This is a genomic window from Varibaculum sp. C0165D1 (assembly GCF_056590355.1).
The window spans coordinates 346,115-362,634 of record NZ_JBWPVY010000001.1; the positions used below are offsets into that span (position 1 = coordinate 346,115).

A 16,520-nucleotide genomic window follows, 5' to 3' on the forward strand; every position below is an offset into this window, starting at 1 on the left:
ATGGATAAGTCAATGGGAGCTATCGACATAATTCGAACAAATTTCCGGCTCAGCGCCAACTCGCAAAATCACAGCAGAAGTATCAGCTGGACAGCTCGGATCATCAGCGGCATAGCGCAGGGGGTAGGCTTACTTGCACTGATTCAGCTCGCAAACACCTGGGCCGGTAGGCAAGAAGAAACTGCTAATAACGCTAACACCTGGATTGTAACCCTGCTGGTAACGGCAATTATCGGGGCGATCAGTATCTACATACGAGATAGGTTCTCCTACGAAGGTGCTTTTTCGGTGATGCGCTCTGTCCATCGCCGCGTCGGGGATCAGTTGGCAAAACTGCCCCTGGGATGGTTCTCCACCGATACTACCGGGCGTTTGTCCCGCCTAGGGGCAGCTACTGTCAATGAGCTCGGAAACCTGAGTGCCCATTTGCTCACGGAAATGTCCGCCGCCACCGTCACTTTGTTGACGTTGCTTGCTGGTCTGCTCTGGTGGTATCCCGCCCTGGGGTCAATCTTTGCGCTATGTCTAATCTGTTACCTAATACTGATGTGGGCATTAACTTATCTTGACAGTGCTGCCAGCGCCTACGCGGCACCGGCGGCTACTGAACTAGCTGATCGGATCGTAGAATTTTCTACCTGTCAAGCCATGCTCCGCGCATGTGACCAGACGACTTACCCCCAAATGACCACGGCTTTAGCAGAAAATCGCCGCAGATCCGCTCGCCGACTATGGGTAGAATGTATCGGAAATTTTCTCGGCGGCATTGCCGCGCAAACAATTTGCGTTGTAATGATTATTTCCAGCGTTCATCTTGCTTTTACTGGAAGTCTTGCTCCCTTGGCAGTGGTGGCGGTTATTGGGATAAGCCTGGAAATCACTCATTACCTTTCCACGATTTCTGATTGTCGAACCGGGTTATTGGCGGTTGGACCGACAATGGCGACTATTAACGAAGTACTAGATGCGCGCCCTCTTCCTGAGCCGGAAACTTCGCTACCCCAATCCCTACCCCATCAAGTTGAGCTTCGAGAGGTTGATTTTGCTTACGGGAACGATAAACAGGTGCTCAACCAAGTCAGCTTCACCGTTGCGCCCCACACTATGACCGCACTCGTTGGCCCTTCGGGGGCAGGTAAAACCACTATTGCCCGCTTAATTTGTCGATTTTGGGACGTAAACTCGGGTGGAGTACTCGTTGGAGGTCGAGATGTCAGAGAACTAACGACTGAAGATTTAATGAGCCAAATTTCAATGGTTTTCCAAGATGTCTATCTTTTCGATGACACTTTGGAAGCAAATGTCCGCATTGGTAACTCCAAGGCCACCAAAGAGGCTCTCCTACATGCGGCAGAGTTAGCTGGTGTCAACGATATTGTCAGCCGACTTCCCGATGGTTGGGATACGCATGTTGGTGAAGGTGGCTGTGCATTATCGGGAGGGGAACGCCAACGGGTTTCGATTGCTCGCGCGATCTTAAAAAATGCTCCGATTGTGCTCTTCGATGAAGCTACCAGCGCTCTTGATGCCGAGAATGAAGCAAATCTGCTGCGCTCTTTTGAAGTATTACGTCGCCAATCCACCATGTTGGTGATCGCGCATAAACTCAACACGATTACTCGGGCTGACCAGATTGTGGTTCTAGACAATCAGGGGCAAGTGGCTCAGATTGGCACCCACAATCAACTTGTTAGCTGCCAGGGTATTTACCGAGATTTTTGGGATGAGCGTCAAGCGGCCTCTGGATGGAAAATATCCGCACAATAGTTCGGAATAGGTAGGTAGCATACACGGAATTATTTGCAAGTATTTTCCGGTTAGAGGTCGTTGCAATGGCTATTACTTCAATATTTAAGGAAAAAGTCTAGAGATTAATGCCAATTATTTTTCTGATTCGGCATTGATGAATTCACTGAAGGATTTGGGGGAAATCATGAGGTATACATCTAATTTTAGGGAAACTACTATTTCTCGTCTCCTGTTTATTGCGGGCACTATTTCTGCTGCCGCGAGCCTATTCTTAACTTCTTTAGGAGTTGCAGTAGCCCATGCAGCAGATACCGAAACGACCAGTGTAGGAGATAACCTCACTGCCTCCTGGGATCCGACAGCCAAGACCCTGACCGTCAGCGGGCATGGCCAGCTAGATCGAGACAAATGGATGTCTAAAACTCCGGCTACCTACAATGAGTCCAATAGTAGATTCTGCGGAACTGTTAAAGATGCAAACGGCAACGCCAAGCCAGCCGAACCGCAGCCAGTGGAAATAAAATTTATTCCTGATCCGGGCACCACCATAGATTTCCCACAAGATTCCAGCTTCCTTTTTTCCCACTGTGACAAGGCCAGCATCGACTTTCCGGATACTGGTATTAATACCGGCAAAGTCACCACGATGAGCCATATGTTCTATAAGGCGACGCTGGCGAACCCGAATACCTCTAACTGGGATACCAGCAAGGTGACCAGTATGAGCGGCATGTTCGGCGCCACCAAATCAGCTAATCCCGATACTGCAAAGTGGAATACCAGCAAGGTCACCACTATGAACGGAATGTTCCATACGGCCGCGGTCGCCAACCCGAATACTTCCAACTGGAACACCGAAAACGTCACCGACATGAGCGCCATGTTCTATAAAGCGCCAGCCGCAAACCCCGATACTGCAAAGTGGAATACCAGCAAGGTCACCAATATGAGTGTAATGTTCGGCGCGACGGAAGCAGCTAATCCCAAAACTTCAAACTGGAATACCAGCAAGGTCACCAGAATGAATGGAATGTTCCAGAATGCGAAAGCGGCAAATCCGGATGTATCAAACTGGGATACCAGTCAAGTCACTGATATGGCTCGAATGTTTAAAGGAACAATCGCCGCGAACCCGAACACCTCCAAATGGAAAACCGAACAGGTTATTAATCTGAGCGGTATGTTCCAGAATGCGAAAGTGGCTAATCCAGATGTATCAAACTGGGATACCAGCCAAGTCACCGACTTGAGCGACATGTTCAACGGAGCTACTGCTGCCACCCCGGATGTCGCCAATTGGGATACCAGCCAAGTCACCAACATGGAAGGTGTCTTTACTGCAGCAACTGCCGCGAAACCAGATGTGTCAAAGTGGAAGGCCAACAGAGCTACCAATATGCACAATATGTTTGCCGGAGCCAGCAGCATAGAAAATTTGGACGTATCTGGCTGGGATATTAGCCAGGTTGAGGTAGAGACCGACGCAGACGTTTTCGCTACTGAGGGGCGCACGAGTGTACGGATCAAAGGCACTACTTTAAAGCGTAATATTTCTAGCTGGTTTAAGTTTATAGCCGACCCTTATCATATTCGCAATGTTGACGATGGCACGGTGTTAAACGCTACCCCGGGTGATGGGCAAACAGTTTCTGCCATGTTGGATTCGGTTAAAGACAAAATTGTAGATAAGGCCACCTACCTAATTCGCCCTAATGAAATAGTAAAAGTAACGGCAACTCCGGCACAGGTTTGGCAAGGCGAACCACTGCCAGTCTTGGATTACCAGGTGGATGCGGCTCATAGCAAAGATTTACTCACCGGTGCTCTCAGCGCTGACTACGGGGCAGAGACCCCGGCGGGACAGGTTGCGATTAAGCAAGGAACTTTAAAACTTAAAGACGCAGTAACCGGAGCATATTCACTAGAATTTACCGCAGGAATTCTCAATGTTAATGCTCGCCCAGAGCAACCGGAAGCTAAAGTTGATACTTCTAAGTGGGCTGATAACAATCACCCGGGGGCTAAAAATTGTGCCGATCGAAAGGTATCCCAAAGTAGGACCATCACCACTACCCCTCATAAATGGGATAGCAATAAACATGAATGGGTTTTAGATACTGCAAACGCGAAGGAAAAAACTGAGAGTCAATCGCGGGATATGACCGACCAGGAAATCCGCATATGCGCTGATAACCAACCTGGAAACCAGCCTTCCGTTAAGCCCACAGAGCATTCTGGTAAGCACCCCACTGTGCAGCCAGTCCCTAAAATTGCTCCAGTGAAGAAAACTGAGCCTACTGCGGTAGCCCAGATCTCCACTTTGCCTCAGACCGGGACTTTGGTTGGCCAAATCGCGCTTCTAGCTTGCTTGCTAGGGGCCGCCGGCAGCATTGTTTGCCGCTTGCGCCGCAACACCCGCTAGCGGATCAGTTTATGATTCGCGGGGTTTGTTGAGGCGTTGGGGCGGCCAGGGAAAAATCCGATTAACGCGGGCAGCATATTGGGTGTATTCTTCCCCGAATTCATTTTCGAGCCAGCGTTCTTCAGTGCGTTTCATCAAGATAGTCAACGCCGCCCAATAAATGAACGGTAGGGTTAGTAGCCACCAGTTCGCTTGTATGAGCAGCAGACCGCAGTTCAATAGCAGGAAGGAAGAATATACGGGATGCCTAACCCATGCGTATATTCCGCTAGTCATAAGCTGACCAGTTTTAACGCTTTCTACCATGTGAGAGCCAAAAACAGCTGAAATCCACACGATTACGGCAACCACCATCACAACCAGGCCCGCCGCAATCATGAGGCTACATACCCAGCTATTTCCGATAGCTCCGCTTGCAATCCCGCCTAAAAAATTGAAAATACTCGCTGCAATCGTGAGAGCGAAAATACCCGAAACATACAACGGACCTACACCTAACACAGGCAAATGCGAAGCTCCGATTTTAGTCATACAGCTATTTTCGCACAAACCTAACCCGCTCTAGCAATGGCAGAAGTAGCTAACGCTATGGCAGCTTATGCTCCGCGGGGAGTGCTAGTACTGTGAGATTTTGAGTAAAACAAGCTGCCGATCTTGTTAGCTATTAATGCCACCAGCGAATAAGCAACCCCGTAGATCAGCGCGGATTCGTTGAAAAAGATCAGCATGGGCACCACGAAAAACACTATCGGCATCACTATCCATAAAACAGTGAACCCCTCCGCGATTCCATCCCAGGCGGCTAGCGCCATAGTGGCGAGTGGAAACGCTATGAAAAGCAGCAAGATAAACGCCATCATGCCTAAATCGGAGGCATTGCCTAATCCGATGGCAGCTCTAGTAAGAGCAGGCAGTAAAAGATAGCAGGCGAAAAGCGCGCCAAGTCGCACCCACGTGCCGCGTCTTTCCCACCTTCGCATACCCTCATTTTTCCATGATCAGAAAGGAAAAACCATGGGTCTTAGAAACTGACTACGCTCCAAACCGTATAATGCTAAAAGCCAACAGATATCCTCGTCCTACTCGTTTCTATTTGTGCAAACACCCCCTGGGAGTCCGGTGACCGAACGTAGCGCGATGTAGATGACCGCCGTCTACAGCTACCTGTGGATTCTGCTCCCGGGATCGGTTTTGCTGGGAGCTTTGGTTATTTCTCGATTCCGAGGATGATACCGGCTACCACCATTATTCAACCAGACGGGCTTCTAAATAACCCCAATGCCCCTCGTTAAAAGACCGCTGCAAGCTCGCAATAATAACGACCTTTTCCCACTGCGGCTTCTTTTTGTCATGATCGCGTAAACGCTCAACAAAGTTTTCTGTCTTACCTATATAGCACCAAGTGTTCTCAATAGCTTCAAGGTCATTACCAAGAAGAATATACACACCATTACAAGCGATTGAGCTGAATGACCCCGTGTTTGCATGGGGTTTTTGAGACGTTTGAGTTTGTTTGAATCCCGTAGCGACTAGACATCATAGTTCTGCTGAAGTCAACACCGCTTTAGCAGGGATTTTTATGGTTTTTGCTTCTAATCATAAAGAGATTATTCGCGGAACTCGGGATGGTAAAAACTCAACAAAATTGCCGCAGCTATCAGGACTGTGCAACATGTCATTGGTAGCCACGGAGAGAGTCCGTAAAGTGCGGTGGAGGCTATCGGTGCCACTACATAGGCTGCACCATTGTTAGCATTAATCAACCCGGCCAGCCCACCTTGCTCTTCGGGCTTCATTTGCAAAGTAGGCGCCGTGTTGTAGCCAGGCATCGCCAGGCCTAGACCAAACCCTGTCAAGATGCTGGCCACGATGAACAGCCCAAGATTTAGTGGATAAACCAAGAGCAGTAACCCGAGAAGAACGATTATTAATCCTCTTCTAAAGAGCTTTTTAGCACCCCAGTTTAACCTTGGAGCCACCAAGGCCTGCGCCAGTATCATCACCACACCCATTATTGACATGCACAAAGCGGTGAGCCCTGCTGTGGCGCCGGCCGCTAGCTTCAAAACATCCTGCAGTAAAAAGCCGAAAAGTGTAGCCACGGTAGAAAAAGCGGTAAACATTAGGAAACCGCAAGCCAGGAACACGAATACTCTTGAATCAAAATAGGAAACTTTTGCCGGTTGAGCGACTTTTTCTTCGCCACCTGTGGGTTTGAATGTTAGCAGCAAAACGGCAACGCCCAAAAGCATGACCAGAGGCATCACCAGCAAGGGCATCATGAAACCTCCTATAGCTGCAAGGCTGCCACCCAATAAGGCTCCAAGAATAGACGAGAATCCTTGTGCAGCGCCCAAGACTCCCAGACCTTTTACCCGTTGCGTCTCATTGTAGGTATGAGTCACAACGTAGGTTTGCGCGGCTGGGGAAACTGATGCGATGGCACCGCCGTACAGCACGCCCCTAGTTATGACTACTCCTATGATCAACGCTATGCCGGTGAGCAGACCCTTAAATCCTAGCCACACCACCATGGCGAATCCGCTTAGAGCCAGGATTCCGGCAAGCATGCCAATAAGCAAGATACGCCGAGATCCCCATCGCAATGAGACCCGTCCCCACCTGGTGGAGGTAAGAGAAAACATTATGGCAGCTAACGAAATGGTGGCGCCAATGTGCCATTCCTTCAGCCCGATTTCGCGCGATAGCGGAGCCAGAATTGGATTAAGAATCATCTGCCCCATATATGCCAGTAAAACCGTCAAAAACAGGGGAAACAGTCCCGTTATTTTTGATTCGACTTTCTCGTTTCGTTCATTAGTGGCGCACATTAAAACATCCTTTCCAAAGTGAGCTACCAATCAAGCTGAAACAATACTAGAACAATGTTCTAGTATTGTCGAGGTTGAGGGTATGCTGTTTTCGTGGGAAATAAAGACAAGCGGGTAAACACGGGTAGACGCGCCTGGCTGACGCAGGAAAAGATCATGTACACCGCAATGGAACTGACCCGAGAGTGCGGTCTAGAAAAATGGTCGATTCGCGACCTTGCGCAGCATCTGGGAGTAGTTCCCTCTGTCATCTACCACCATTACCAAAACCGTGACGCCATTACCGCTTCTGTAATCGGCGAGATCACTAGCACCATCGAGCTACCGGACGAGCAGCTGGAATGGAAAGATTGGTTCATCTCCCTAGCAGAAAATGTCAGGCCCGTCTTTCTTGAATTCCCCGGAGTCACCGACAAACTGATGTATGGACATATGGACGCCGCGTTTATACCAATCTTGGAGGTGGCTTACGAAAAACTACGGGACGCTGGTTTTAGCAAGTACATTCACATCGCATACTCAATTATCATCAACACGATGCTGTGGAGCATTACTGCTCGCAACTTGCGCAGTCCAACCAGGCAGGAACAGCGCCACGACCTAGGCCAAATGATTACCCAACTTCAGCCCCTAGCTGCCTGCTCCACAACGCTGGCTGACATCATCCAGGGCTACTTAATTCCGCTAGCCAACCCGAAGAACGAAGACCGCATGAGTCAGGAATACTTTGAAATCATCATAGAAGTCGTACTCGCCGGTTTAGAGATAGCGATCTTGCCTCGCGAAAACGCCTAACGAACCCGTGAACAAGAGAAATCATCAATACGCATAAAATATTGCCCAAAATCGCAAGGCATCCAGCTAAGAGCAGAGCCTTTCAGCCTCTCCCTCTATTTCCTGCGATTTTCCAATAAATACAAGAAGATCCACTATATCCAGAGCTTCCCAAACAACTAGTACGACTACGTCAAATACGGCACCGCCAATGAACTAGCTATCGCTCTTCACAGTACACAGGCTTCTCCCAGGAATCCGCAGCCTATATTGAAGACTGAGCCCACCCTATTACGTATGGACGAAGAGGAAACCTCCATCTCGACTTCTGGCTTACCTCTTCGACGAACATCAACGTGAAGAAAGAAGCCGACGAAATCTTCCACTATTGTCTTCCTCTCGCTTATAAAGCTGGGAAAGTTGATCGCGGCGTGCAGAGGTGAGAATGCCCGTCCAATCCGCTATCCCTGCAGTAGCCATACCACCTGGGGTTCCATCGACCAGAAAAAGCTCTACCGCTTTACCACGCGCCATCACAACCACGCCCTTCGTTCACACGCACCTAACCTCAAGAATAACCGAGAAAAGCAGATCACCCCTCAATACGAGGATCCAACAGAAAGGAAACATCATGGCAACTGAAGGAAATCAAATCCGGCGCACTGACCCTCATTGTCGATGATCTCGGGGTCGAGGCAGCAGCCGCACTCACCAGGGCAACACTGGATGTCAACGAAGTACTGATGCCTGCTTCGGAAGATGGCGGGACTTTGGTAGCTACCAGATTCCGTGCCGCTAGATGTTTTCTCACACAGTCCGCCCTCGCGGAACAACCTTTAATAAAGGCCGCACAGCGGGGTTATATGACCTTAAGTAGAATTGATGCTTCCTTTTGGCCGCATCTGTGATTGGCCAACGAAAGCTTTTTTGGGGGGTCGGTTAATAACCGTCCCCCCATTTTTGTGTTTCCTTCCGCGCATTAGGGCCTGTTTTGATTACCTCTTCATTCTTTTAGGATTTTTAGCGGGCCTGGGGAGTTGTCAAAGGAGACAATTCTTTCTACTTATTTTAAGGCCGGGTTATTTTCACGGGTAAATACGTGATTTTATGTCCTAAGGTGAGCGGTCGGTGAAAAAATGCTCAAATGTGATGCCCATTAGTGCTCACTTAGGTTAGCCTAACCTTAGGGCTAATTGGATTGCCCTAAATTAACTAATACGAATGGAGCTACGATGTTCACGACGCAGTTATCGCCAAGCAAGCGCGAAGAGGCGCTACGCGATATGCAGGAAAATCCGCTTGATGTTTTAGTGATTGGCGGAGGTGTTACGGGAGCGGGGATCGCACTAGATGCGGCAAGCCGTGGTTTGCGAGTCGGTATAGTCGAGGCGCAAGACTGGGCCTCCGGCACTTCGTCGCGATCTTCAAAGCTGGTGCACGGTGGTCTGCGATACCTTTATCAACTTAATTTTGCCTTGGTTGCTGAGTCTTTGAGGGAACGTGGCTTATTGCTTACCCACACGGCTCCGCATTTGGTGAAAGCACAGCCTTTTTTGTGGCCCATAAAAATGCGCGTAATAGAGCGGGCTTATTCGGCTGTTGGGGTGGGAATGTATGACGCCATCGCACAGTTTGCACATAGGGGTTCAGTGCCCATTCAAAAGCACTACTCGAAGAAAGGGTCATTGGAGCTTGCGCCCGCGTTGAAAAAAGACGCACTTATTGGCTCTTTGGTTTACTACGATGCCAGGGTGGATGACGCCCGTCTGGTGGTGAATCTGGTTCGCACGGCCGCTCAGTTTGGCGCTTTGGCTGTGAATCGTACCCAGGTTGTTGAAATGCTAAAGGATGAAAACAAGGTGGTTGGCGCCAAACTTCGTGATATGGAAACAGGCGCTGAACATGTGGTTAAGGCAAAATCCATCATTAATGCAACGGGGGTTTGGACTGAGAAATCGCAGTCTCTTTCCGGTTCTACGGGTGGCTTGAAAGTTTTGGCCTCCAAGGGCATTCATATTGTTGTGCCGAAGGAAAAGATTGATTCCAAAGTTGGTTTATTCTTGCGCACAGAGAAGTCTGTGTTGTTTATAATCCCGTGGAAGCGTTATTGGGTTATAGGAACTACTGATACTAAATACCATGAAAATAGGTTAGAACCGGTAGCTGATTCTGAGGATATTGATTATCTGCTTGAGCATGCGAACTCGGTGCTGGCTAACCCGCTAACGCGTGATGACATCATTGGGACTTTCGCTGGGCTAAGGCCTTTGTTGCAGCCGGGAACTTTGGACGGAGATAAGGCTAGGTCAACCAAGGTTTCCAGGGAGCACACAGTTACCGAAGCTGCTCCGGGGCTCACTGTTATAGCAGGTGGAAAGCTTACGAGTTACAGGCAGATGGCTGAAGATGCTGTTGATTTTGCCTTGGGTAAGGAGCTGGCTAAGCAAATGCCGTGCGTTACCAGAACCACTCCGCTTTCTGGAGCTGTTGACTATGGAGCTATGTGGGAACAGCGTGAGGCGCTGGCAAAGGAAAACGGTTTGAGCGTGGATCACGTAGAAGATCTGCTAAATAGGTATGGAAGTGACATCAAGCTGATTTTCAAAATGATTGAGAAGGATCCTTCTTTAGGGAAGGGGCTTAAGGGTGCTGAAGAGTATCTGCGTGCAGAAATAGCGTTTGGTATTTTGTATGAGGGTGCTTTGCATGTGGAAGACTTGTTGGCGCGCCGAACCAGGCTGTGTTACGAGCATCGGGATCGCGGATTGGCTGTTATTGACGAGGTTGCGGAGATAGCTGCTGATATTCTTGGCTGGGATGAGGCGGCCAAGGCGCATGAGATAGAAAACTACAAGGCGCGGTGTGATGCCGAAGAAAAGGCGGAGGGTATAGTTAGCGAAGCCGAAGCTCAAAAGGTACGTGAGCAGGCGGTGCCTATAACCGAATTTGTTGATGTGTCTCCGCAAATTGACGGTTAAATCCGTGGGGATTTTTGCCCTTTAAATCGCTGAGTCTAAGGCCTTGGAGGCGTGTACTCCAAGGCCTTAGATGTGCTTAGGATGGCACTAGGCCCGCTCTGGAAACAGAGCAAAATTCGGTTTTAGGCGCTTGCCGTAGAAGCACATTCGATAATGCGGTATTCAGGTACTGAAATAAAAATAATTGAGGTCAATATGAATGCACAGAACCCCGAAAGTGCACTGAACCCCGGAAGTTGGACGGTTATTTGTTCAGTTTTATCCAAGATAGTGAGTGATAAAGATGGCAGATGCAGAAACTTGGTTAGGCAGCACTGTTGTAGAATCGGAAAGTTTTATTTTACAAGCAAAAAGTGTTGTAGATATACAAAAGTTTGGCGCGAATTGCGAGAATTGGGAAGATTCTTCTTTTCCCCTGTAGGAATGACTGGTATATTCTTTTTGGCTCTTGGATTTGGTTCGATACCGCAAAAAATTGGAGGCATTCTGTGCACAGGCGCGCTCATCGGGCATCTGACAACACCTTTTTACAGAAAATTAACCCAAAACTGGCATCCAAAGTAAATGAGCATAGCCCCGGACTAGTTTCAGATCTAGTTTTTAACGGGTTTAGTGAACAAATAGTCCTCTTATTGCCCCTAGCAACCGACCAAGAAGAGACCACTTGGACAGCTCTAGCCTCTAAACACAAAATTTCTGTCCCTAGTCATTGCTTGACTCGAAAAACATTCCAAAATCGTGGTGCTGAAGGTATTTACTATCCAGAAGGAGAGATTCCTGATAAAGAATATGCCTCTAAGCTAGCAGCTGCACTATCAAATTCTTCTGAAAGTTCTTCTTGGACTGGAATTTTTTGGGGCGGATATGCTGAACAGCAATGGCGAGCAAATATTATCGGTCCAGAAGAATCTTCATTCCTTAGACCCGAACCATATTCCATGATTCAGCTTCCGACAGGGCAATTGGGAGCTTTATTGCAAGAACGTTTACCTTCAATACTTTTCGATGACTCGGTTTCGTGTGTGGTGACTCAACCAATCTACGGAGATCGACTTTACGTTTCGTGCGAACACAGACTGGCTACAGTTTTGGCCTATGAACTAAGTGACGTTTTCCCTGTTTCACCGGCTGACCCCATGCCAGATTATCTGCCCTATTAACCTATCGGTGTAGTCTCAGCCAGCTCGCATTTTCAAGTCCATATCAAATCGTTTTTATTTAACATCGATGAGAACCTGACTAGTCACCTTGGAATATCTCATTCTCAGCTTCTGCAAGGTTGACCAGTCATGCTAGCCAATCGAAGCTTTTACTTCTTAGAGTTAGCCTTATTTCTCCGATTCTCAAATCCGCAACCGATACAGCGCCGTTCATCCGTTGTGTGAACAGCGCGAGCGGGGCGATCGTATCACGCCCCCCTGACTCGTGCAGCTTTAGTGACCCAGTTTGTCTAGGATTTTTTGGGCTTGTGGGGTGGTGGGGGCGCTGGATTGGATTTCGTGGCCTTGGTAGAGGATGGTTTGCTCCTGGATAGGTCGTAGGATTCGGACGAGCTTTTTGGTGGTGATTCCGGTTTTTTGATACAGGTAGCGGGAAATGGCGAGGGCGGTCATAACAATGGTCAGGTGCGCTTCGATGGCATCTTTTTGGTGGTGGAATATCGGGCGGGCTTTCAGGTCGTTTTTGGACATGCGGAAGGACTGCTCCACATGCCATAACTCATGGTAAGAGCTGATGATCTGGTTTGCTGGCATGAGCGGGGCGGGGATATTGGTGACGTAGCCTTTTAATCCTTGTAGTCTGTGGGCGCGTTGGAAGGCTTTCTCGTCAAATCTGTAACCGGTTTTGGATTGTTTGACGAATCGGGGTTTACGGGCGGGTTTTATACCTTCTATCACATCTAGAGCGCGGCGGTGCTGGGTCTTTAAAGTCACCGCGTCTCTTTTGGCTCGCTTTGCACAGTATTGCCATATCGCCCGCCAGGATTTACTCATCTCAGGATTCCATACGGGTTCTGCTTTGACCAGCTTGTTGTTTACTTTCGCGTTGGCGTGCCTGGGGGGGGGTTATCGTGTCGATAACTTGTCCATCAGTAAAGTAGTCGCCGTGCCAATGAAAATGCGGTTCCAGGTCGTGGGGTGCCTTAGTTTGCCGCGCTCCCACAATGAATCTGAACCCAGCCGCATCTAGAGTCTTGAGGTTCTCGGCGGAGAGCATGCCAGCGTCTGCTACCACCACGAAACCATCTAGCCCGTGGCGTTTTTGAAAACCCTTCACGATTGGCAGGAGGGTTTTGGTTTCGGCCTTATTACCCTTAAAACACCCTATCTCCAGAGAAAACCCGCTACGGTCTACCAGCAGACCAACCACAATCTGGGGGCCTACCCGGCGTTCCTTAGAATACCCGACCTTGCGCAGACCCTGATCGGTTCCACTGTCCTCATCCTCTTTGTCGGCCTCGAAATACAAGGTCGTCACGTCATACAACACCAAGGACAAATCCCCCATTTTAGCGGCATGTTGGAAACAAGCCCCAGCAACCCGGCAACGGTAGTCTTGCCTGGCACAGCGTTGCAGGGTAGTGAACATGGTTCGCAAACTCGCATGCTCCACCCCGAGCTCGTCTAGAATCCGTACAGTATCGGCCTTAGAGGCGGGCTCTACAATCCTAGCCAAAACCAGCTGCTCAAAGGCCGCATCCCCGATAGCCTGGTCGAAACCAAGAACTCGATACGCATCACGCAGGACTCCCCACAGCAGCACCGAGCATTTAGACAAGGTAATGGCACGCGAGGCGCCCGGACAGCCAGTATCAAACAAGTCGAATTCCAACTGATCGGGACAAAGCTACTGGCGACCTTTCTCCAGTAATACCTTAAGGCTAGCCTCATTGCGAGCCGAGCCAAGATGCTTCACAACCCGGTTTACACGACCCTGTTTCTCCACTATCTGCACCGCCGTAGCACCAGAGGCGGTTCTCACTCTACGCAAAAAAGACGACACTCGAACAGTCTAACCGAAACCACCACCAATTTAGTGCCCCAAAATCACCAACCAAAACCCCACCACCAGCACAAACACCAAAGAAAAACCAGAAAACCAAAAAAGTTGCACGACTCAGGCCTGAGGAGATTATTTTTACCTGACCGAAGATTGTCCCGCCTGGTCTGTGGAAACGCAGCTCAGTGACGCGCAGCTGAGAACATTAGATAAAGAGGTGTCGTCAGTGTGGGGTGTCCCCCCGCCCCAAAAGTGGCGAATTCCGAGTGAAGAGTGACAACTCTAATTTGAAAAAATACTACTTCGCATCACGGCTACGACTACATTTCTTGCTGGATATCGCGTATCACGATGCCACAGGAGTAAATCTACCAGACCACTTTCTCAAGTTGTTCTCAATTTCCTGCTGACTAATCTGGCAACTACCAAGATGCTTTTTCAGATGGATAGGGTCAAGCTTGTCAAGAATGACCATGACACATTGAGCGCATCCCTTTTTCTCCTCATCGCTGTATCGTTCAAAAGCGTTTGCGGGATTTAACGTTTTTACTCGCTTCTCCATATGACTGGCATCGTTGAAAGCAAGGCGATACATGACCCTGTCAAGGAAGGGTAGCTGGTCACCGAGACGCTCTCGCAGGTCAGGGTCGCGCGACAGTCGAGACATTCCTATCCCGTAGTTGAAGGTACTGTATCCCTCGAGAACCCTCCTGAGTATGTTGCCAATCACGTACGACTCGTTCGGGTCGACATCCTCGGCACTGGCAAATAGATATGCGCGTTTTAGCAGAACAACATATTCGCTGCTTTTCTTGCCGCGCGGTTCAGAAGACCTTCCCCTAAGCTCAAACAGATCAGTCTTGATTTTCTTCCCGTCGAAGCACTCACTTATGTCCGCGAAGATATTTGCCAGCTCTTCTACAACGCCCCCATCATGAGTCATGACCGTAATACGGCTCTCCGGATTTGACCTCAGAAGATGCTCGGAGCGTTCTCTAATCAGCGAACAGACCCCTATTCTGTTCTCCATGTCGAAGCTAGAAATTGGATCATCGAGAACGAGGTACTGTGGGTCGTCATCCTCGTGATTCTTCTCCCTGTCCTTTCCACCTTCGGCGAAGAAGTAGCAGAGGGCAAGAATGTTTCTCTCGCCTGTCGAGATATCCTTTGGCTTTACGGTATGACCGTTCAAGATCACCTTGTACATATTGCCATTCGGTTGAAGCTGGAATTTCCTAGTATCGAAATAGACGTTCGCGAGATACGCATTAATCACGTCGACCGCAATGTCCACGTTCTGCATTCTGGCTTGCTGCTCGACCTTACGCTGGCGCAGATTTTTAAGAGTATCCTTGTTCTTCTTTTGACTTTCTTGAGCTTTGGCTAGGTCTTCAGACGCCTTCTTACTCTCTTTAATTTTTGGAAGAGCATCCGCCGCAGCAATCTTATTATTCAGGTCTAGAAGAGCCTTGTGGATTTCTGCCTTCTCGTCGATGGCTTTGTTTATCGATGCAATTTCCTGATTGATGCGCTTAATCACTTCGTTCAAGTCCTGAAGCGCTTCCGACAACCCCAGGGGGTCAATAGTCTTTGGTGAATAGACGTTCCGTTCCCTCTCCAGTATCAAGTTGTTGTACCCCTTCACCAGGTTGATTACCTTTTGCTCGACCTTGAGCAAGTTAGCCTTCAGCGAATCAGATACCTGGTCGGCGACACTCTGCTGAACAATTTCTTGTAAGAGCGCTTGTCGGAGCTCCGCTTTGAATTCGTCTACTTCTTTACTGAGTACCTTGTGCACACTATCGACAATAGAGGTCTTTTCCTGCGTGGAAATCTCTCGTAGGCACATGGGGCACGCATCAGTCTCTGGGCTGGAGAAAATCTTAGCTGATTCTTCAACCTGAACCTGATGCCCGTTTTGAACAAGTCTAAGAATCCGCTTTTCTCGGTCGCTGAGCGTGGGATCTTCTACGGGTTTTGCCAGAAGCTCTAAAACCCGCGTTTCGTCGTGTCGCTTAACCTCTATCAGCGAAAGCCCAGGTAGATGGCTGTCACCAGCTCCGCTAGCCTTTTTATATTCCACCAGTTTGTCATTGAACTGTTTTTCGAGAGATTCGCGTGACTGTCCAGACGCTGATTTACATATTTCACCCCATCGGTTAGACGTGAGATTCGGGGCTTTGCCGTCTACCTTTTCTGCCCTAGATCCCCACCCACCGTCCTTTGCAGCCTTCTTCGCTTCTTCCTCCAGGACTTTAAGAGAATTCTTGCCACTATTGAGTTCGTCAATTATTATTCTCAGCTTCTCGTTTTCGGCACTAACGCTATTAATCTGCTCATCGATTTTCTTGATTTCGTCCGCTACTTCGACTTGTTCGCCAAGCATCGCAAATGCCTCAATACCATCGTCATCGATACGTGTTTTCGACTCGATGTACTCTTCGCTGAAAACCCTTATTCGCGTATAATCGGCATCGTCCAAATCTATTATTTTACAATCTGAATCGTAAAAATACCCTGAACTGTTGCCTTCTCTAATATCCTTAATTTCACGTGCAATAGTCGATTTTCCGGAACCGTTATGACCAAAGATAATCGAAATGCGTTTCCCTGATTCGCTTTTAAAAAGAGTGATATCACGCCCTTCTGAGAAGGCTCCGCGTTGCACTCGAACGCCGCAGATAAACGGAATGTTACTAGCCATTAGAACCTCCAAAAATCTGAGATGCATAGGGTTATGCAATCCAAAGGACAGAAGTTCCGCAT

Annotated in this window: 11 protein-coding genes and 1 pseudogene; 6 read left to right on the plus strand and 6 right to left on the minus strand. The window is 48.8% G+C overall.

Annotated features, from left to right (window positions below):
- Both AC1EKS_RS01505 and AC1EKS_RS01510 read left to right on the plus strand, forming a co-directional pair.
- Nucleotides 1-1,767 carry an ABC transporter ATP-binding protein gene (locus AC1EKS_RS01505; RefSeq protein WP_481009817.1) on the plus strand — a complete coding sequence of 589 codons (1,767 nt, stop codon included), beginning with the start codon at nucleotides 1-3 and terminating at the stop codon, nucleotides 1,765-1,767.
- 166 nt (nucleotides 1,768-1,933) lie between these two features.
- A complete protein-coding gene (locus AC1EKS_RS01510) occupies nucleotides 1,934-4,171 on the plus strand; it encodes a BspA family leucine-rich repeat surface protein (RefSeq protein ID WP_481009816.1) in 2,238 nt (745 codons plus the stop codon).
- A 9-nt stretch (nucleotides 4,172-4,180) separates the two neighbouring features.
- Here AC1EKS_RS01510 and AC1EKS_RS01515 read toward each other — a convergent pair whose 3' ends face one another.
- From AC1EKS_RS01515 to AC1EKS_RS01530, 4 genes are all read right to left on the minus strand, one after another.
- Nucleotides 4,181-4,702 carry a methyltransferase family protein gene (locus AC1EKS_RS01515; RefSeq protein ID WP_481009815.1) on the minus strand — a complete coding sequence of 174 codons (522 nt, stop codon included), beginning with the start codon at nucleotides 4,700-4,702 and terminating at the stop codon, nucleotides 4,181-4,183.
- 65 nt (nucleotides 4,703-4,767) lie between these two features.
- Nucleotides 4,768-5,151, minus strand: coding sequence for a hypothetical protein (locus tag AC1EKS_RS01520; protein ID WP_481009814.1), 384 nt, complete (start codon nucleotides 5,149-5,151; stop codon nucleotides 4,768-4,770).
- Nucleotides 5,152-5,416: 265 nt separating this feature from the next.
- Nucleotides 5,417-5,617, minus strand: coding sequence for a GIY-YIG nuclease family protein (locus AC1EKS_RS01525; RefSeq protein WP_481010174.1), 201 nt, complete (start codon nucleotides 5,615-5,617; stop codon nucleotides 5,417-5,419).
- Nucleotides 5,618-5,778: 161 nt separating this feature from the next.
- The gene (locus AC1EKS_RS01530; protein WP_481009792.1) at nucleotides 5,779-7,002 is read right to left on the minus strand and encodes an MFS transporter; all 1,224 of its coding nucleotides are present in this window, start codon (nucleotides 7,000-7,002) and stop codon (nucleotides 5,779-5,781) included.
- 93 nt (nucleotides 7,003-7,095) lie between these two features.
- Here AC1EKS_RS01530 and AC1EKS_RS01535 point away from each other — a divergent pair, with 93 nt between their 5' ends.
- The 4 genes from AC1EKS_RS01535 to AC1EKS_RS01550 all read left to right on the plus strand — a co-directional run bounded on the left by AC1EKS_RS01535 (nucleotide 7,096) and on the right by AC1EKS_RS01550 (nucleotide 11,914).
- A complete protein-coding gene (locus tag AC1EKS_RS01535; protein ID WP_481009791.1) occupies nucleotides 7,096-7,797 on the plus strand; it encodes a TetR/AcrR family transcriptional regulator in 702 nt (233 codons plus the stop codon).
- A 1,211-nt stretch (nucleotides 7,798-9,008) separates the two neighbouring features.
- Complete coding sequence (locus tag AC1EKS_RS01540) at nucleotides 9,009-10,754, plus strand: glycerol-3-phosphate dehydrogenase/oxidase (protein ID WP_481009790.1); 1,746 nt, start codon at nucleotides 9,009-9,011, stop codon at nucleotides 10,752-10,754.
- Nucleotides 10,755-11,037: 283 nt separating this feature from the next.
- The gene (locus AC1EKS_RS01545) at nucleotides 11,038-11,175 is read left to right on the plus strand and encodes a hypothetical protein (protein WP_481009789.1); all 138 of its coding nucleotides are present in this window, start codon (nucleotides 11,038-11,040) and stop codon (nucleotides 11,173-11,175) included.
- A 292-nt stretch (nucleotides 11,176-11,467) separates the two neighbouring features.
- Nucleotides 11,468-11,914: a hypothetical protein gene (locus AC1EKS_RS01550; RefSeq protein ID WP_481009788.1), complete on the plus strand. Its 447-nt coding sequence runs from the start codon at nucleotides 11,468-11,470 to the stop codon at nucleotides 11,912-11,914.
- Between the two features lie 273 nt (nucleotides 11,915-12,187).
- Here the strand turns inward: AC1EKS_RS01550 and AC1EKS_RS01555 are convergent.
- Nucleotides 12,188-13,757 (minus strand): annotated as a pseudogene (locus AC1EKS_RS01555) (IS1634 family transposase).
- A gap of 343 nt (nucleotides 13,758-14,100) precedes the next feature.
- A complete protein-coding gene (locus AC1EKS_RS01560) occupies nucleotides 14,101-16,458 on the minus strand; it encodes an AAA family ATPase (RefSeq protein ID WP_481009787.1) in 2,358 nt (785 codons plus the stop codon).
- Nucleotides 16,459-16,520 lie beyond the last annotated feature (62 nt).